Raw genomic sequence first — 17,577 nt, forward strand, 5'->3', positions numbered from 1 at the left:
AACGCCGATCTCGCGTGACGGGAGGCGCTCCCACAAACCCCGCGATCTTGCAGTTGCGGCCCCGGTTGCGCCTGCTTCGCGGCTTGTGCCGGGGCCGTAACTCCATGATCGACGGTCGATGTACGCTCCCTCGGACGAAGGAGGGTGGGCGCGTGGAGCACGACGCTACTCAGGAGCTGCCGGCGATGCCTGAGACCGTGGCGGGCGGGAGCACTTCGGTCTCGGACGAGGTGGTCGAGAAGATCGCGGTGGCCGCCGCGAAGTCGGTGCCCGGGGTTGCCGAGCTGGGCGGCGACATCGCCCGCTTCTTCAACGCCGTGCTGGACCGGGTCGGGCTGGAGCAGGTCGGGGACGCGCGGCGCGGCTGCTCGGCGCACGTCACCGACGGGTCGGCGGTGGTCAACCTCGTCCTCGTGATCGACGCCGGGTACCCGGTGCCGCAGGTGACGGGTGAGGTCCGGGCCGCGGTGGCGTCCGCGATCGAGGCGTACGGGCTGCGGGCCGCCGAGATCAACATCAAGGTCGACGACGTGGCGATGGGTACGCCCACCGCCTGACGCGCGCCGCCCGGCTCAGTCGTGTGCCGGGCGGGTCAGCTCCACCTCGTCGCCCGGCAGCAACTCCACGTCGCCCTCCGGGCCGTGGATCTCGAGCACCGGTACGCCCTCGTCCAGCAGCATGTTCCGGCGCTCGGCGCCGGTAGGCATCCGCGCGACGACTCTCGCGCCCGCGGCCAGCTCCACCTGCCTGCGCTGCGGCGTCTCCCGGACCCGCGTGCCGAGCGGACGGCTGGTGGTGACGAGCCCTTCCGATCGCAGCAGCGAAATCGCCATCCGGACCGCGTCGCGGCCGATCTGGTGCTCCTGGCTGAGCCGCGACTCGCTGCCGACGCTCGCCCCGGGCGGCAGCGCGCCCGATTCGATCTGCTCTCGGATCAGGTCGGCGAGCTGGACGTAGACCGGCGTGTGCGAGCGCGGATCGATGGTCATGACGTAAGCCTTGTGCCCCGGTAGATCTGATCCATCAAGGCTTTATGGCGATGATGGATTGTAGCCATGTTGGATTCTTGCTATGGTCGGAGCGTGTTCGTGCGGTAACCGGCGGACATGACTCCTTCGAGTGCTCAATCTCGACTGCCCCGGTGCCGTACCGCGAAGTGACGCTGCGGTGGCGGGGCGGGCGGGTCCGCCCGCGCGCGGCGGGCGGGTGGTCCCGCCCTTCCAGTCCCTTCGACCACGAGAGGCAGGCGTTCGTGCGGTGGAACCTCCGGTGGCCCGGTCGGCGCGCGCGAGCCGGTCGCGGCACCACCCAGCCGGGCTGCTACCGGGCGGCCAACTACACGCCGTTGCGCCCCTGGCAGGTGCGGGAACGGCGGTTCCGGACGACCCGGCTGGGCCGGCGCGGGCTCGACCCGGCCGAGGTGCACGAGTTCCTCGACCGGGTGGCGCTCGACCTGGCCGACGTCTACCGGGCGCTCGGCGTCAGCCGGGAGGAGACCGCGCGGGTCCGGGACGCGCTGCGGTGCTGGCAGTCCGAGCAGGCGCAGAGGCGGATGAACGCGGGAGCGTACCGTCGATGAGTTCCCGCGAGCGGTTCGTCATCCACCTGCCGGTCGTCGCCGGTGACCTGGCCGGCGCCGTACGCCTGGCCCGGGTCGTCGCCCGCTGGTCGGGCGTGCTCGCCCAGGCAGACCCGGGCGAGACCACCGTCTCGGCCGAGGACGAGCAGGGCGTACGCCATCGGGTCTTCTGCGATCTTCGGATGGGCGACGGCCGGCGCTGCCTGCTGCGGGCCGACCACGACGGCCCGTGCGCCCGCCGGCTGCTCCGGTGACCCGCCGCGCGGCCTGCGCACTCGTCGTGGCGGGCGGGGGCTGACCACCGCGCGGGTCGATGCACCGTACCGTTGTTCCCAGCGGCGCGAGGCCGCCGTGCGTCGGGAGGTTCGCCATGCCGAAGGGTGTCTCGTTCGCTCCAGTGCGCACCGTGAGGGCGTACGAGGGGATCGTCCGGCAGGTCGAGGAGCGGATCGCCGCCGGGGATCTGCGGCCGGGGGACCGCCTGCCGAGCGAGCGCGAACTGACGACCCAGTTCGACGTCAGCCGGTCCACTGTGCGTGAGGCGCTGCGCGTGCTGGAGAGCAGCGGCCTGATCCGTTCCCGCCCCGGTGACCCGCTCGGGCCGCAGGTGATCGCGTCGACCGCCTCGGCGATGCGCAAGCTGTTCGCCCGGGTCGTGGACAGTCGGCGGCTCGGCGTGGCGGAGCTGCTCCAGTTCCGCATGATCATCGAATCGGCGGCCGGGTCGGTCGCCGCCCGGCTGGCGTCACCGTCCGAGTTGGACGAGCTGGAGCAGGCGCTGACGGGCATGCGCGACGCGGTCGCCGAGGGATACGAGGCGTTCAGCGCGGCGGACCTCCGCTTCCACGAGTACGTCGCCCGGCTGTCCGGGAACGAGTTGCTCGTGCTCTGCCTCGACGCGGTACGGAGCATGGTGCTGGACCTGATCTCGACCAAGCTCGCCCAGGCTCCGGACCCGGAGGCCCTGATGGAGCGCACGCTCGCGCACCACCGGCGCGTCATCGACGCGATGCGGGCGGGCGAGGCCGACGAGGTGGCCCGGCTGACCCGTCAGGAGCTGCACCACTACTACGCCGAGTACGTGCCGGAGGCGCGCCGCTCGATGGTGGACGTATTGCTCTGAATCCGCCTGATGTGGCCTGACCTCGGATTATTCGAGTCGGCCATCAGCTGAGCAGGCTCTTCCCTTCAACTGGTCTGACCAGTAGCCTCCGTCACATCTCGTCGTGTACCACGGGGGACCACCAGTTGCCCAATGCATCGACCGCCCCGGATCGGGGCGGAGGTCGCACCGCTTCACATGGGAGAAGCTGCATGAAGTCGTCCAGATTCGCCGCGTTCGCCGCGGCAGCCCTGGTCTGTCCGGGACTCGTGCTCGTCGGGTCGCCCGCGTCGGCCAACCCCGCCGCCGGTGCCCCGGGCGCCCACAACGCCATCACCGACGTCCCCGGCATCCAGGTCGGCCAGGTCCAGTCCGACACCGCTCCGTACCTGACCGGCACCTCGGTCGTCTACATGCCGCAGATGTCCGTGGCGAGTGTGGACCAGCGTGGTGGCGCCCCCGCCACCAAGGAGACCGACCTGCTCAGCCCGCTCAACTCCAACCCGGGCGTCAACGCGATCCAGCTCGGCGGCAGCAGCATGTATGGGCTGTCGGCCACCAACGGCATCATCCGCTGGCTGGAGGACCGCGGCGAGGGCGTACGCGTCGGCGCCGGCGGTGTGGCCCCGATCGTGCCGGCCGCTGACATCTTCGACCTCGGCCGCGGCGGCGACCCGAAGGCCCGCACCTCCGCCGAGTGGGGCTACCTCGCGGCACAGGCCACCTCGGACGGTCCCGTTCGCCAGGGCGGCGTCGGCGGTGGCACCGGTGCCCGTGGCGGCGGCATGCGCGGCGGCGTCGGCACCGCGAGCGTCCACCTCGGCGACGGCATCTACGTCGGCGCGATGGTGATCGTCAACCCGGCCGGCTCCCCGGTCGACCCGGCCGACTGCACCCTGTACGGGGTCAAGTACGGCATCGGCGACGAGTTCGCCGGGTACAAGGCTCCCAAGAAGAAGGAGTGCAACCCGCCGACCCCGCCGGCCGCCGCCGCCGAGCAGCCGGCAAACACCACGATCGCCGTGGTCGCCACCAACGCCCCGCTGGAGAAGGCCGCCGCGCAGCGCATGTCCGGCAACGCGCACGACGGCATGGCCCGCGCGATCAGCCCGATCCACACGCTCGGCGACGGCGACACCGTGTTCGCGGTGTCCACCGGCAAGGGCGAGGCGCTCCAGATCAACGACCCGGCCGACAGCCGCCAGCTCAACGCCATCTTCAACGCCGGTGCCAGCACGCTCGCCCGTGCCATCGCCAAGGCGGTCCTCTCGTCCGAGAGCATCGGCAACACCACCAGCTACTGCGACCGCTACCCCTCGGCCTGCAAGGGCATGAAGCAGCTCAAGCAGTGGCGTACCCAGGGCAACGCCCCGGACGTGACGCCGCAGAGCTTCGCCCAGGCGACCCAGGCGCTGGCCCAGACCCCGGTCCCCGCGCCGGCCGGTGCCGACAACGGCAAGGGCAAGGACAAGCCCAAGCCCAAGGCCGCCCCGGCGGGCAACACCACGAACGACGCCGGTCAGGAGTCGCAGAACGGCATGGTTCTCGCCTCCGGTAACACCGGTGGTCCCACGCTCTCCACGGGCGTGACCACGGGCCTGCTGGCCGCCGCCATCCTCGGTGTCGGCCTGCTGGGGATGCACCTGCGGGGTCGCCGCCGGACGCCCTCCGCCCCGCTCAGCTGACAAACACGCTGTCTCACCTCGCGCCGGCACCGTAGGCGCGTGACGATCGAGGCGGGTTCCGTCCACCCGGACGGAGCCCGCCTCGCGTCGTTCCAGCCGGCCGGCCGGTGGCCCGTCCGTGCGCGGTGTGACCGTCGATCTTGGAGTTGTGGCACCTCGCGCAGCTCGCTTACCGGACATCCCAGGCGCCACAAGTCCAAGATCGACGGGGTGGGGCGTTCTGCTCCGACCCACTTCGCAGCACGTCAGCTCCTGGCCTGTGGAGCGCGAGCGGGATTGCGACGTCCCCTCGGCAGCCCGGTGCATCGCGCCGGCGCCCAACGCGGAGGCCGCACCGTAGGGCTAGACGTGGTCGTCGGCCGGGCGGAACACGTCCATCGCGGCATAGTCCTCGCTCGGCAGTGCGTTGTGTCGACGCCCCGCGGTCCCGGACGCGCCGGGCTACACGCGGGCCGCGCCTCGACTGCGTCAGTCCACTGCGCACCGATCACGGCTCCTCGGGCATCCCCGGTCCTCCTAGCCCGTGGATCTTGCACCTGGTGCCCCGGCGAACGGGGTCAAATCCCCCGTGCGAGGGGCCGCAAGTGCAAGATCGCGGGGAGCGGGGAGCGGGGAGCGGGGAGCGGGGGACGCGCAGAAGGACCTGGTGGGCGGGAGCCCACCAGGTCCTTCTGCGCGTGGTGCTGTTACTTCTTGGAGACCTTGGTGACGTCGAAGGACTGGGTCACCGCGTCCTTCGGGTAGCCCTCGACGCCGTCGCGGATCACCGCGAGGTTCGGCAGCAGGAACAGCCAGTCGCTGGCCGCCTCCTGCGAGATGACCTTCGCGGCCTCGGCGAACTTCTTGTCCCGGGTCGCCGCGTCCAGAGCCGTGTCGGCCTCGTTCATGAGCTGCGTGACGGCCGGGTTCTTGTAGCGGTAGTAGTACTCCGGCTGGCCGTAGCGGACCAGGTCACGCGGCTCGACGTGGGCGATGATCGACAGATCGTAGTTGGCCTTGCCGAGCACCTTGTCGAGCCACTGCGGCATCTCGACGTTGTTCTGGGTCACCTTGATGCCGACCTCGGCGAGCTGCGAGGCGACGAACTGCGCGGAGGCGCGGGCGTAGCCGGGCGGCGGGACGTCCATGGTCAGGGTGAGCCCGCCTGCGTGACCGGCCTCGGCGAGCAGCTGCTTGGCCTTGGCGGGGTCGTGCGGGAAGTCGCCGGTGCGGTCCTCGTACCACGGGTCGCTCGGCGGCACCATGCTGCCGATCTTCGTGCCGTAGCCGGACCAGACGGTCTTGATGAGCGCGTCGTGGTCGATCGCGTGGCGGATGGCCTGGCGCACCCGGGCGTCGGCCAGCGGGCCCTTGGCGTTGTTCATCGCCAGGACGACCTCACCGGTCGTCTTGCCCTCGACCACCTCGAACTGCTTGTTGCCCTTGAACACCTCGAGCAGTTGCGGCGCCTGGATGTTCGCCACGATGTCGAGCTGGCCGGAGAGCATCGCGTTGTTCAGCGCGTTGGCGTCGGTGATGTACCGGAAGACGGCGGTGCCGACCTTGGCCTTCTCACCCCAGTAGCCGTCGTTGCGCACCAGCGTGATGCTGTCGCCGCGGTTCCACTTGTCGAACTTGAACGGGCCGGTGCCGTTCGGCTTCGTGCCCAGGTCGGTGGCGTTCTCCTTGAGGACCACACCGACCCGGCCGGCGACGTCGAACAGCCAGCTCTGGCTGGGCCGGGACAGCGTCACGTCCACGGTGGAGGCATCGGGCGCCTCGACGGTCTTCACGACTGTCATCTGCGACTTGAACGGGTTCGTCGAGCCCTCGGCGGTGACCCGCTTGAAGCTCCACACCACGTCCTGCGCGGTGAGCTTCTGGCCGTCGTGGAAGGTCACGCCGTCGCGCAGCTTGAACGAGTACTTGGTGCCGTCTTCGGACACCTTCCACTCGCTGGCCAGCAGCGGCTCCACCTCGCCGGTACCGGCGTTCTGGCGCACCAGGCCCTCGTACACGTTGTAGAGCAGGACCTGCGGGATCGCGGCGCCGGCCTCGGCGGTCAGGTCGAGGCTCACCGGCTCGAGGTAGGCGCCGAGGGTGACCGTTCCGTTGCCGGAACCACCGCCGGTGGTGGTCTCGGAGTCGCCGTCGCTACTGCACGCGGTCAGAGCCAGCGCCGTGGCGAGCAGCACGGCGGGCAGCGTTATCTTCAGCCGATTCATTCGTGTGTCCCATCGCGAAGAACGCCAAGGGCGCTCGTAGCCTGTGAGGCGGGACACTATGAGCGTGGTACCCGATGCAAAAGGGCCAGTTCAGCGGGGTCGGCAGGTACCAATCAGCGTCCGGCTACCGGGCCACCCGGAACCCGGTGTTGCCGGTCGACGAGTCGACGGTGGTCCGACTCCGTGCTGCCACGCGGTATCGGTTGCAGTAGGAGTCGTGGCACAGGTACGAACCACCCCTGATGACGCTCTCACCTGGTGAGATGCGGCCGCGGTGGTCGCGCCAGGGTTCGGCCGTGAGTTCCCAAACGTTGCCCGCGACGTCGTACAGACCGTAGCCGTTCGGCGGAAACGCGGTCACCGGAGAGGTGCCCGCGAACCCGTCTTCCGCGGTGTTGACAGCGGGGAAGGCGCCTTGCCAGATGTTGCAGCGGTGCCGCCCGGCCGGGGTCAGCTCGTCACCCCAGGCGTAGCGGGCCTGCGACAGGCCGCCGCGCGCCGCGTACTCCCACTCCGCCTCGGTCGCCAGCCGGGTGCCGGACCACAGGCAGTACGCCTCGGCGTCCCGGTGCGAGACGTGGACGACCGGGTGCCGCTCGCGCCCGCGTACGTCCGACCCGGGCCCGTCCGGGGCGGCCCAGTACGCCCCCTCGACGGCCAGCCACCACGGCGCCTGCGGCACGGAGGCGTCCAGCACGTACCGGTGCGCGGACGGCGCCAGCAGCAGGTGGAAGACGAACGACCAGCTGTACCGTTCCGCGTCCGTGCGGTAGCCGGTGGCGTCGACGAAGCGGGCGAACTGCCGGTTCGTCACCGGCGTCGCGCCGATCGCGAACGGGCCCACGGTCACCGGGCGGACCGGCCCCTCCAGATCCTCCGGGAAGCCCTCCGGGTTGTCGGTGCCCATGAGGAAGGTGCCGCCGGGCAGTGCGATCAGGTCGTCCGTACCCCCGTGTGGTGAGCGGACGGCACTCGCGCCCGCCGCGGCGCCGGTGCCGGCGGCGGGCGGGCGTCTCGGCGCGCAACACGGCGACGGCGGGGGAGTGCCCCCGCCGCCGCCCGGATCGACCGGTTCGGTGCTCACATCCGTGTCACGCCGGCAGGGCGTCCGCCTGGTGCGCGCCCTCGCCGATGACGGCGGCGACCGCGTCGCCGAAGTCCTCGGTCGACATGCCCATCTCCGGCCCGCGCATGGCGCCCAGGCGCGGCAGCACCGCCTTCACGCCGTCCTCCAGGCTGCGGGCCGCCTCCGGGTGACCCAGGTGCTCCAGCATCAGCGCGGCGCTGAGGATCGACCCGGCGGGGTTGGCCCAGCCGCGGCCGGCGATGTCCGGCGCGGAGCCGTGCACCGGCTCGAACATGCTCGGCGCCGACCCGGTCGGGTTGAGGTTGCCGCTGGCGGCCAGACCGAGACCGCCCTGCACGGCGGCGCCCAGGTCGGTGATGATGTCGCCGAACAGGTTGTCGGTGACCACGACGTCGAACCGCTCCGGCTGCGTCACCAGGTAGAGGCACATCGCGTCGACGTGTACGTAGTCCACAGCGATGTCCGGGTACTCCGCGGCGACCTCCTCGAAGGTCCGCTGCCACAGGTCGCCGGCGTACGTGAGGATGTTCGCCTTGTGCACCAGGGTCACGTGCTTGCGGCGGGTCAGGGCCAGCCGGAAACCGTGCCGGATGAGGCGTTCGACCCCCTTGCGGGTGTTCACCGACTCCTGGGTGGCGATCTCGTCCGGCCCGCCCCGGTGGATGAAGCCGCCGGCGCCGACGTACGCGCCCTCGGTGTTCTCCCGCAGGATCACCAGGTCGCACTGCTCGGGGCGCAGGCCGCCGATGGGCGTGGGCACCCCGGGCAGCAGCTTGACCGGCCGCAGGTTCACGTACTGGTCGAACGCGGTCCGCAGGTGGATCACCAGGCCGCGTTCGAGCACGCCGGGCGGCACCGACGGGTCGCCGACGGCGCCGAAGAGAATGGCGTCCGCCTTGGCCAGTTCCTGCTCCACGTCCGGCGGTACGACCTGGCCGGTTATCCGCCAGTAGTCCGCGCCGAGTTCGTAGTCCTCCCAGACCAGGTCGATCCCGAACCGTCGGGCGGCGGCGTCGCACGCCTTGACCGCCTGTGCGGTGACCTCCGGTCCGATGCCGTCGCCGGGCACCAGCGCGATTCGCTGGGCGCTCATGAGTCCACCCCTGTCCGCGTGCAGGAGACCGTCACCTGCCATCGCCCGGCCAAGCGTGGCGGGAACGGGCCCTCCGCAACAGGTCCAGGTCTCCGGCTAGGCTGGTACCAGCGGGACGCACAGGGCGTGTGCAGGGCGTACGACGACGGGACGAGGCGAGGCCCCCGCGGAAGTGGGAGGTCGAGGTGGCGGATTTCCTGCTGCCGGTCAACCCGCAGAGCACGGTTCCGCTCTACGAACAGATCATCACCGGGCTCGAGGACGCCATCCTCGCCGGGCAGTACGACGACGGCCCGCTGCCGAGCACGCGCCGCCTGGCCGAGGCGCTCGGCGTCTCCCGGAACACGGTGCTGACCGCGTACGACCGGCTCATGGAGCAGGGTCTGATCGTGACCGTTCCGCGGCGCGGTCTCTACGTCTCCTCCGACGCGGTGGTGCGGATGCGGGCCGCGCGGCGGACCGCCCGCTCGCCGATGCAGCCGATCGACTGGGCGGCGCGGCTGCCGGAACCGCCGCCCACGCCGGTACACCGGGATCCGGCCTGGTCGCGGGCGCCGTTCCCGTTCGTGGTCGGCCAGCCCGACCCGTCCATGTTCCCGATCGGCGCGTGGGAGCGGGCGCAGCGTGAGGCGCTGCGGCAGGACGGGCTGTCCCGGGTCATCGGGGACGCCGGCCAGGCCGACGACCCGGAGCTGGTGCGTCAGCTCTGCGAGCACGTGCTGCCCGCGCGCGGCATCTCCGCCCACCCGGACCAGGTGATGATCACGCTGGGTTCGACGCACGCGCTGCACCTGCTGGCGAGCGTCCTCGTCCGGCCGGGCAGCGTGGTGCTCGTCGAGGACCCCGGCTACCCGGACGCCCGGACGATCATGCAGATGGCCGGCGCCGACGTGGTGCCCGGCCGGGTCGACGAGGACGGCCTGGTCGTGGAGGACCTGCCGGCCGACCTGCACGGCGCCCAGCTCGTGTACGTCACGCCGAGCCACCAGTACCCGACCGGCGCGACCATGTCGGCGTCCCGGCGGGAGGAGCTGCTGCGCCGGGCCGGGGCGGCGGACACGGTCGTGATCGAGGACGACTACGACCCGGAGATGACGTTCCGGGGGATGCCCGCGGTGGCGGTGCGGGCGCTCGACGACGAGGACCGCGTGGTCTACCTCGGCAGCTTCAGCAAGCTGCTGGCGCCGGGCCTGCGGCTCGGTTACGTGGTGGCGTCCCCGGCGCTCGTGGACGCCATGCGGGCCCGTTCCCGCTACGTGCTGCGTCACCCGCCCGGCCCGATGCAACGCGCCCTCGCGCAGATGATCGCCAGCCGCGACCTGGCCCGCCACGTGCGCCGCGTCCGCGCCCACTACCTGGGGCTGTACGAGGAGATGGTGCGGGCGGTCGAGCGGCATGTGCGCTGGGGACCGCAGCCGGTGCCGCGCGGTGGACTGGCCCGGTGGATCACCGGCCCGCCGGGGCTGGACGCCGGTGAACTGGCCCGCGAACTGCGCCGGCAGGGCGTGCTGCTGGACCCGGGCGCGCCGTACTGGGCTGCCCGGCCGGCACCGCGTCACCACCTGCGCCTGGGGTACCAGGTGATGCCGCTGGACCGGATCGACGAGGGGGTGCGACGGGTCGTCGAGGCGGTAGAAGACCAGGTCCGGCCGCGACTGGTACCCCCACCGACCCGGAAACTGGACGTTCCCCTCCGGGGGCGGAGTTCGTAACCTCCGACGCCATGACGTCGGACACCCACGCCTCCCTCCGCGCCGGCCATCTCGTGGACGAGCAAGCCGTCGTGTCGCTGACCCAGGACCTGGTCCGCATCCCCTCGACCTGGGACGCCGCGCAGGGGCGAAGCGAGCAGCCCGCGGCGGACCTCGTCGCGCGGGTCATGCGGGGCTTCGGCTGGCGGCCGGAGGTCACCGAGGTCGTCCCCGGGCGCCCCAACGTCGTCGCCGTGGTGGACGGTGGCCTGCCCGGCCCGACGCTGATGTTCGAGGGGCACACCGACGTCGTCACCGAGGGCGCTCCCGAGGAGTGGACGGTCGACCCGTTCGGCGGTGACATCGTCGACGGCCGCCTGTACGGTCGCGGCTCCGCCGACATGAAGGCCGGTGTCGCCGCGATGATCCACGCGGCCCGGGCCGTCGAGCTGGCCGGGCCGTTCCCGGGCCGGATCGTGGTGGCGGCCCTGGTGGACGAGGAGGGCCAGATGCTCGGGGCGAAGCACTTCACCACCACCGCGCTGGCCCGCGAGGTGGACGCCGCGATCATCTGTGAGCCGGAGGCGGAGGAGATCTGCGCGGTCGCCAAGGGCGCCGTCCGGCTGCTTGTCACCTGCACCGGCAAGATGGCGCACGGCGCGATGCCGCAGCACGGCCGCAACCCGGTCCCCGCGGTGGCCGAGCTGGTCGCCGCGCTCGGCCGGTACCAGAAGGAACTGCAGGCCGACCCGGGTGAGCACGTGCACCTCGGCCCGACGTACCTGACCCCCACGGTCCTGGACGCCGGCTCCGCCGATCAGCTCAACGTCATCCCCGGTCGCGCCGTCCTCGGCGTGGACTGCCGGACCGTACCCGGTGTCGACCACGCCGCCCTCGCCGCGCGGGTGCGCTCCGACGCCGACGCCATCGGCGCCCGGCACGGCGTCACCTTCGCCGTCGAGGTCGTCGACGACCGGCCGTGCGCGGTGACACCGGAGGACCACCCGATCTCGCTCGCCGTGGCCGACGCGCACCGCACCGTCACCGGTGCCGAGCCCGTCTTCGGCGGCGTGCCCGGCGCGACCGACGGCACCATCCTGTGGCGCGACAGCGGCATCCCGAACGTGGTGTACGGCCCCGGTCCGAAGTGGATCGCCCACCAGCCCGACGAGTACGTCGAGGTCGACGACATCGTCCGCAAGACGAAGGTGTACGCCGAGGCGGCGCTGGCCTTCCTCACCGGTGCCACCGGCGCCCGGACGGGTGCGGCGTCGTGACCGCGCAGGAGCTGCTGACCGCGCTGCCCGCCGGCCTGCCGATCGGCGCGGGCTGGACCAGCACCGCGCAGACCGCGCCGGTGCGCTTCCCGTACGACGGCAGCACAGTGACCCAGGCGCCGTGGGGCGACATCGCCGACGCGGAGGCGGCTGTCGAGGCCGCGCAGGGGGTCGCCGCGGAGATGGCCGGGCTGCCCGGTCACCGGCGGCGCGCGATCCTGACGGCAGTCGCCGCCGAGGTGCGCGCCCGCGCCGACTCGCTGGCCGAACTGCTGGTCCTGGAGACCGGCAAGCCGCTGGTCGACTGCCGGGTCGAGGTCGCCCGCACGCTTGTCACGCTGGAGACGGCCGCCGAGGAGGTCGGGCACCTGACCGGCGAGACGGTGGCGCTGGACATGCAGCCGGCCGGCGAGGGCATGCTCGGCTTCTGGGTACGCCGCCCGGTCGGTGTCGTCGTCGGCATCACCGGATTCAACTACCCCCTGCTCCTGGCCGCCCACAAGGTCGCGCCGTCGGTAGCGGCGGGCTGCCCGGTGATCGTCAAGCCGGCGCCGAACACGCCGCTGGCCACGCTGGTGCTCGTCGACCTGTTCCGGCGGGCGGGCTGCCCGGCGGCGGGCGTCCAGCTCGTCACCGGTGGCGTCGAGGTCGGCAAGCTCCTGACCACGCACCCCGGCGTCGCAGCCGTGTCGTTCACCGGGTCGGCGCAGGTCGGCCACCAGATCGCCCGCGCCGCGGCCCCGCGCAAGGTGCTGCTGGAACTCGGGTCCAACGCGGCGCTCGTCGTCGGCCGCGACGCCGACCTCGACCGGGCGGCCGAAGCGGTGGTACGCGGCGGGTTCTACGCCTCCGGTCAGGCGTGCATCAGCGTGCAGCGGGTGATCGTCGAGGAGCCGGTCCGCGAGGCGTTGCTGGAACGCCTCCAGCCGCTGCTGGCGACGGTCACCACCGGTGACCCCCGGTCCGCCGACACCCGTGTGTCCGCCCTGGTGGACGAGGCGTCCACCGAGCGGGTCCACTCGTGGGTGGACCGCGCGGTCGCCGCCGGGGCGCGCTGCCTGGCCGGCGGTACGGCGCAGGGCCGGGTGCTGCAGCCGACCGTGCTCGTCGACGTCCCCGAGGACGCCGAGTGCTGGGCGGAGGAGATCTTCGGCCCGGTGGTCTGCGTCCGGTCGGTGCCCGACATGGACGCGGCGGTCGAGCTGGTGAACCGGTCCCGGTACGGGCTCCAGGCTGCCGTCTTCACCCGTGACCTGGCGGTGGCCCTGGACGTCGTGCGCCGGCTCGACGTCGGCGGTGTGCTGGTCAACGAGGTGCCCGGCTTCCGCGCCGACAACATGCCGTACGGCGGCGTCAAGGACTCCGGCATCGGCCGGGAGGGACCGCGCTTCGCCATGGAGGAGCTGACCGTGACCAAGATGGTGATGATCAGGCCATGACTCGGAGTGGGAGCACACACGCATGGTGATCTACTTCGTCCGGCGGCTGGCCATCCTTGCGGTATCCCTGTTCGCCGCGTCGATCCTCGTCTTCACGATGCTGTCGCTGCTGCCGGGCGACCAGGCGCAGGCGATGCTCGGAGTCAACGCCACGCCGGAGGCGCTGGAGGCGCTGCGGGAGCAGTTCGGGACGAACCGGCCGTTCACCGAGCGGTACCTCGACTGGGCCGGCGGCCTGATCCGCGGTGACTTCGGCATCTCGCCGCTCAGCGGGGTGTCGGTGGGCTCGGAGATCGCCGACAAGCTCGGCGTGACGGTGCCGCTGATCCTGGCCGGGATGACGCTGGCGCTGCTCATCGCCGTCCCGCTGGGCATCCTCGCCGCGGTGAAGAGCCGCACCGCGATCGGGACGGCGCTGTCGGCGCTGAGCCAGGTCGGCATCGCCGTTCCGTCGTTCTGGCTGGGCATCCTGCTCATCACCGTGTTCGCGGTGAAGTTGCAGTGGCTGCCCGCCGGCGGGTTCACCGGATGGGACGACGTCGGCGGCGCCGTGCAGGCCCTGCTGATGCCGGCGCTCGTCCTCGGCGTGGCCCAGGGCGCGATCCTGATGCGCTACGTCCGGTCCGCGGTGGTCGAGGTCATGCAGGAGGACTTCATCCAGACCGCGCGCGCCAAGGGCCTCAGCCGCTCGCAGGCGCTGACCCGGCACGCGCTGCGCAACGCGGCCATCCCGGTCATCACCGTCCTCGGCCTGCAACTCGCGACGCTGCTCATCGGCACCGTCGTGATCGAGAACGTCTTCGGCCTGCCCGGTCTCGGCCGGATGCTGCTCCAGGACGTGGGCAACCGCGACCTGCTGAAGGTGCAGGGCACCGTGATGGTGCTGACCGCCGCGGTGCTTCTGATCAACTTCGTCGTCGACGTGGTGTACCACGCGGTCGACCCCAGGCTGAGGAGCAAGGCATGACATCGGTCGCCGACGCCCCACCGGACGCCACCGCCGACGTCGTCGCGGCCGGCCCCGTCAAGCCGCGCCGCCGCTGGAACCTCACGCTGGTGATCGGCGCCGGCCTGGTGGGCCTGGTCGTCCTCACCGCGCTCGTGTCGTTCCTCTGGACGCCGTACGACCCCACCCGGGTCGACCCGTCGCAGACGCTGCTCTCCCCGGGCGGGGACCACTGGCTCGGCACCGACCACTTCGGCCGGGACATCGTCAGCCAGCTCCTCGTCGGCGCGCGGACCACACTGTTCGTCGGTGTCGTCGCCGTCGCGATCGCCGCCGCCGTCGGCGTACCCCTGGGTCTGCTCGCCGCCACCGGGCACCGCTGGCTCAGCGAGCCGGTGATGCGGGCGCTGGACATCGTGTTCGCCTTCCCGGCCATCCTGCTGGCGATCATCCTGGCCGCCGGCTTCGGCGCCTCCACCCTCACCGGCATGATCGCCATCGGCGTCGCCAACGTGCCGGTGTTCGGCCGCCTCACCCGGGCCGGCGCGATGCAGGTGCTGCAGAGCGACTTCGTGCTGGCCGCGCGCAGCTACGGCCGCCGGGGCGTGGTGCTCATGGTCCGGTACGTGCTGCCGAACATCGCGGCACTGCTCATCGTGCAGGCGTCGGTGTCGTTCGCGCACGCGGTGCTCGCCGAGGCGGCGCTGTCGTACCTCGGGTACGGCACCCCGCCACCGACCCCCACCTGGGGCCGGATGCTCCAGGAGGCCCAGAACTACTTCGTCGTGCAGCCGATGCTCGCCGTCTGGCCCGGTCTGGCCATCGCCCTGTCGGTGCTCGGTTTCAACCTCATGGGCGACGGGCTACGCGACGCCCTCGACCCGCGGCTGAGAGGACGGTGAGCGGCGTGAGCGGGCTCGTGGTGGAGGACCTCGTCGTCAAGGTCCACGACATCCAGGCCGTCAAGGGCGTCTCGTTCGAGATCGGGCGGGGCCGCCGGATGGGGCTCATCGGCGAGTCCGGCTGCGGCAAGTCCCTGACCGCGCTCGCGCTGATGGGCCTGCTGCCCCACGGCGTGACCGCGTCCGGCCGGGTGCTGCTGAACGGCCGGAACCTGCTCGACCTCTCCGACAAGGAGATGTGCGCGGTCCGCGGCAACGACATCGCCATGGTGTTCCAGGAGCCGATGACGGCGCTGAACCCGCTGATGCGGGTCGGCAACCAGGTCGCCGAGTCGCTGCGGCTGCACAAGGGGATGAGCCGCGCCGCGGCCTCGGCCCGGGCCGTCGAACTGCTCGAACGGGTCCAGCTCCCCGAGCCCGACCGGACCGCGCGCAAGTACCCGCACCAGCTCTCCGGTGGCCAGCGCCAGCGCGTCGTGCTCGCCATCGCGCTGGCGTGCGACCCGGCCGTGCTGGTCGCGGACGAGCCCACCACCGCGCTGGACGTCACGGTGCAGGCGGAGATGCTGCGGCTGATGGACACGCTGGTGCGCGAGGAGGGTGCGTCGCTGCTGCTCATCACGCACGACCTGCCGGTCGTCGCCAGCATCTGCGAGGAACTGCTCGTCATGTACGGCGGCTCGATCGTCGAGCACGGCGACGTGGCGACGGTGTTCGACTCGCCCCGGCACCCGTACACGGCGGGCCTGCGGGCGTCCACGGTGCTGGAGAGCACCGACGGAAGCGGCCGGCTGTCGACGATCCCGGGCCGCGTCCCGTCGCTCGGTTCGTTCCCCACCGGCTGCGTCTACCGCAACCGCTGCCCGCGCGCCGACGACGTCTGCGGCACGGTGCCGCTGCTGACGGCGCCGCCCGGCAGCACCCAGCGGGCGGCCTGCCACCACCCGATCGAGAGCGACCAGCCCCTAGGAAGCGGGAAGGCCAGCGCATGACCACCACCCCGTTGCTGGAAGCCGTCGACGTGGTGCGCGAGTACCGCGCCCCGCGGCGGTCGCTGCGTACGCCGGGCCGGCCGATCCGCGCGCTCGACGGCGTGAGCGTGCAGGTCCACGAGGGCGAGGCGTTCGGCATCGTGGGGGAGAGCGGCTCCGGCAAGTCCACGCTGTCGCGCATCCTCATGGCACTCGACCAGCCGACCTCCGGCACCGCGTACTACAACGGGCAGCGGATCAGCGGCGTACCGGAGCGGCGGCTCGGGTTCCTGCGCCGCGACGTGCAGATGGTGCTGCAGGACCCGATGTCGTCGCTGAACCCGCGCATGCGCGTCGCGGACATCATCGCGGAGCCGATGCGCGCGCTGCGCCTGCCCGGCGACCACCGGGCCCGCGTCGCCGAGCTGATGCACTCGGTGGGTCTGCCCGAGGAGGCGGTGACCCGCTACCCGCACCAGTTCTCCGGCGGCCAGCGGCAGCGCATCGCCATCGCCCGTGCCCTCGCGGCCGGGCCGAAGGTCATCGTCGGCGACGAGCCGGTCAGCGCGCTCGACGTCTCGGTCCGCGCGCAGATCCTCAACCTGCTCACCGACCTGGCCGAGCAGTTCAAGCTGACCCTGATCCTGGTCTCCCACGACCTGTCCGTCGTCCGGTACCTCTGCGACCGGATCGCGGTGATGAACCAGGGCCGGATCGTCGAGACGGGTGACACCGAATCGATCTACTCCGACCCCCGGCACCCCTACACCCAGAGGCTGCTGTCCGCGGTGCCCACCCTGAGCGGCGACCTCCTGGACCGATTCAACAGGAGCAGCACATGAGGTTGGTTGACCGCGTCGCCGTCGTCACCGGAGGCGCCAGCGGCATCGGACTGGCCACCGTCGGCCGGCTCGTCGAGGAGGGCGCGCGCGTCGTCATCGCCGACCTCGACGGCGACCGCGCCGCCGAGGCCGCCGCCGGCTTCGGGTCCGCCGTGGTCGGCGTGGCCTGCGACGTCACCCGGGCCGCCGACTGCCGCGCCGCCGTCGAGACCGCCGTCGAGCGGTTCGGCCGGCTCGACCTCATGCACGCGAACGCCGGTACGCCGTTCACCGGCCCGCTCGACGAGGTGGACGAGGCGACGCTGGACCGCGTGGTCGACGTGAACCTCAAGGGTGCGTTCTGGACCGCGCAGGCCGCCGCGCCCGCGCTGATCGAGGCCGGTGGCGGCACGATCGTGTTCACCGCGTCGCTGCAGGCCGTCATAGCCCGTCCCCGGTACGCGCCGTACACCGCCGCCAAGCACGGCGTCATCGGCCTGATGAAGGCGCTGGCGCTGGAGCTGGCGCCGCACGGCGTCCGGGTCAACGCGATCGCCCCGGCGGCGACCGAGACGCCGATGCTGTCGGCGTTCCTGGGCGGCATGGGTGACGTGCCGGACAGCGCGCGGGAGAACTTCCGGGCGTCGATCCCGCTGGGCCGCATGGCGACGCCGCGCGACTCCGCCGACGCGGTGGTGTTCCTCGCCAGCGACGAGGCGCGCATGATCACGGGCCACACGCTCGTCCTCGACGGCGGCACGACGGCCGGCTGAGGCGTAC

17 protein-coding genes are annotated in these 17,577 nt (G+C 72.1%); 13 read left to right on the top strand and 4 right to left on the bottom strand.

The genetic code is table 11. From position 1 onward, the window contains the following. The first annotated feature begins 152 nt into the window (after nt 1-152). Nucleotides 153-557 (top strand): Asp23/Gls24 family envelope stress response protein, encoded by a 405-nt coding sequence (locus IRY44_RS12850; RefSeq protein ID WP_194800617.1) that lies wholly within the window; start codon nt 153-155, stop codon nt 555-557. 15 nt (nt 558-572) lie between these two features. On the opposite strand, the gene IRY44_RS12855 is transcribed toward IRY44_RS12850, so the two are convergent. Next, nucleotides 573-989: a winged helix-turn-helix domain-containing protein gene (locus IRY44_RS12855; protein ID WP_030503874.1), complete on the bottom strand. Its 417-nt coding sequence runs from the start codon at nt 987-989 to the stop codon at nt 573-575. 263 nt (nt 990-1,252) lie between these two features. Here IRY44_RS12855 and IRY44_RS12860 point away from each other — a divergent pair, with 263 nt between their 5' ends. The 4 genes from IRY44_RS12860 to IRY44_RS12875 all read left to right on the top strand — a co-directional run bounded on the left by IRY44_RS12860 (nt 1,253) and on the right by IRY44_RS12875 (nt 4,366). Further along, complete coding sequence (locus IRY44_RS12860; RefSeq protein ID WP_194800730.1) at nt 1,253-1,579, top strand: DivIVA domain-containing protein; 327 nt, start codon at nt 1,253-1,255, stop codon at nt 1,577-1,579. Beyond that, on the top strand, nt 1,576-1,833 hold the full coding sequence (locus IRY44_RS12865; protein ID WP_194800618.1) for a hypothetical protein: 258 nt from the start codon (nt 1,576-1,578) through the stop codon (nt 1,831-1,833). Before IRY44_RS12860 ends, IRY44_RS12865 begins: the two co-directional genes overlap by 4 nt. A 152-nt stretch (nt 1,834-1,985) precedes the next feature. Beyond that, on the top strand, nt 1,986-2,702 hold the full coding sequence (locus IRY44_RS12870) for a FadR/GntR family transcriptional regulator (protein WP_269697550.1): 717 nt from the start codon (nt 1,986-1,988) through the stop codon (nt 2,700-2,702). 191 nt (nt 2,703-2,893) lie between these two features. Next, a complete protein-coding gene (locus IRY44_RS12875) occupies nt 2,894-4,366 on the top strand; it encodes a P1 family peptidase (protein ID WP_194800620.1) in 1,473 nt (490 codons plus the stop codon). 686 nt (nt 4,367-5,052) lie between these two features. Here IRY44_RS12875 and IRY44_RS12880 read toward each other — a convergent pair. The 3 genes from IRY44_RS12880 to IRY44_RS12890 all read right to left on the bottom strand — a co-directional run bounded on the left by IRY44_RS12880 (nt 5,053) and on the right by IRY44_RS12890 (nt 8,750). Next, nucleotides 5,053-6,570 (bottom strand): ABC transporter substrate-binding protein, encoded by a 1,518-nt coding sequence (locus tag IRY44_RS12880; RefSeq protein WP_194800621.1) that lies wholly within the window; start codon nt 6,568-6,570, stop codon nt 5,053-5,055. A 124-nt stretch (nt 6,571-6,694) separates the two neighbouring features. Then, nucleotides 6,695-7,654, bottom strand: coding sequence for a formylglycine-generating enzyme family protein (locus IRY44_RS12885; protein WP_194800622.1), 960 nt, complete (start codon nt 7,652-7,654; stop codon nt 6,695-6,697). Between the two features lie 7 nt (nt 7,655-7,661). Beyond that, nucleotides 7,662-8,750: a 3-isopropylmalate dehydrogenase gene (locus IRY44_RS12890; protein ID WP_194800623.1), complete on the bottom strand. Its 1,089-nt coding sequence runs from the start codon at nt 8,748-8,750 to the stop codon at nt 7,662-7,664. Nucleotides 8,751-8,935: 185 nt separating this feature from the next. Here IRY44_RS12890 and IRY44_RS12895 point away from each other — a divergent pair, with 185 nt between their 5' ends. The 8 genes from IRY44_RS12895 to IRY44_RS12930 are packed head-to-tail and all read left to right on the top strand — an operon-like array spanning nt 8,936 to nt 17,570. Continuing rightward, nucleotides 8,936-10,462, top strand: a complete 1,527-nt coding sequence (locus tag IRY44_RS12895) for a PLP-dependent aminotransferase family protein (protein WP_194800624.1) — start codon at nt 8,936-8,938, stop codon at nt 10,460-10,462. A gap of 11 nt (nt 10,463-10,473) precedes the next feature. Further along, nucleotides 10,474-11,718 carry a M20 family metallopeptidase gene (locus IRY44_RS12900; protein ID WP_194800625.1) on the top strand — a complete coding sequence of 415 codons (1,245 nt, stop codon included), beginning with the start codon at nt 10,474-10,476 and terminating at the stop codon, nt 11,716-11,718. After that, on the top strand, nt 11,715-13,157 hold the full coding sequence (locus tag IRY44_RS12905) for an aldehyde dehydrogenase family protein (protein WP_194800626.1): 1,443 nt from the start codon (nt 11,715-11,717) through the stop codon (nt 13,155-13,157). The genes IRY44_RS12900 and IRY44_RS12905 overlap by 4 nt, the downstream gene beginning before the upstream one ends. A 22-nt stretch (nt 13,158-13,179) precedes the next feature. Then, complete coding sequence (locus IRY44_RS12910; RefSeq protein WP_194800627.1) at nt 13,180-14,124, top strand: ABC transporter permease; 945 nt, start codon at nt 13,180-13,182, stop codon at nt 14,122-14,124. After that, entirely contained in the window at nt 14,121-15,005 is an 885-nt protein-coding gene (locus tag IRY44_RS12915) for an ABC transporter permease (RefSeq protein WP_013288207.1), read from the top strand. Before IRY44_RS12910 ends, IRY44_RS12915 begins: the two co-directional genes overlap by 4 nt. A gap of 5 nt (nt 15,006-15,010) precedes the next feature. Continuing rightward, complete coding sequence (locus tag IRY44_RS12920; RefSeq protein WP_252450490.1) at nt 15,011-15,997, top strand: ABC transporter ATP-binding protein; 987 nt, start codon at nt 15,011-15,013, stop codon at nt 15,995-15,997. Beyond that, nucleotides 15,994-16,818 carry an ATP-binding cassette domain-containing protein gene (locus tag IRY44_RS12925; RefSeq protein ID WP_194800629.1) on the top strand — a complete coding sequence of 275 codons (825 nt, stop codon included), beginning with the start codon at nt 15,994-15,996 and terminating at the stop codon, nt 16,816-16,818. Before IRY44_RS12920 ends, IRY44_RS12925 begins: the two co-directional genes overlap by 4 nt. Further along, a complete protein-coding gene (locus IRY44_RS12930; RefSeq protein WP_194800630.1) occupies nt 16,815-17,570 on the top strand; it encodes an SDR family NAD(P)-dependent oxidoreductase in 756 nt (251 codons plus the stop codon). The genes IRY44_RS12925 and IRY44_RS12930 overlap by 4 nt, the downstream gene beginning before the upstream one ends. The last annotated feature ends 7 nt before the right edge of the window (nt 17,571-17,577 follow it).

Source organism: Micromonospora sp. ANENR4 (genome assembly GCF_015354395.1).
Lineage (GTDB): Bacteria > Actinomycetota > Actinomycetes > Mycobacteriales > Micromonosporaceae > Micromonospora > Micromonospora aurantiaca.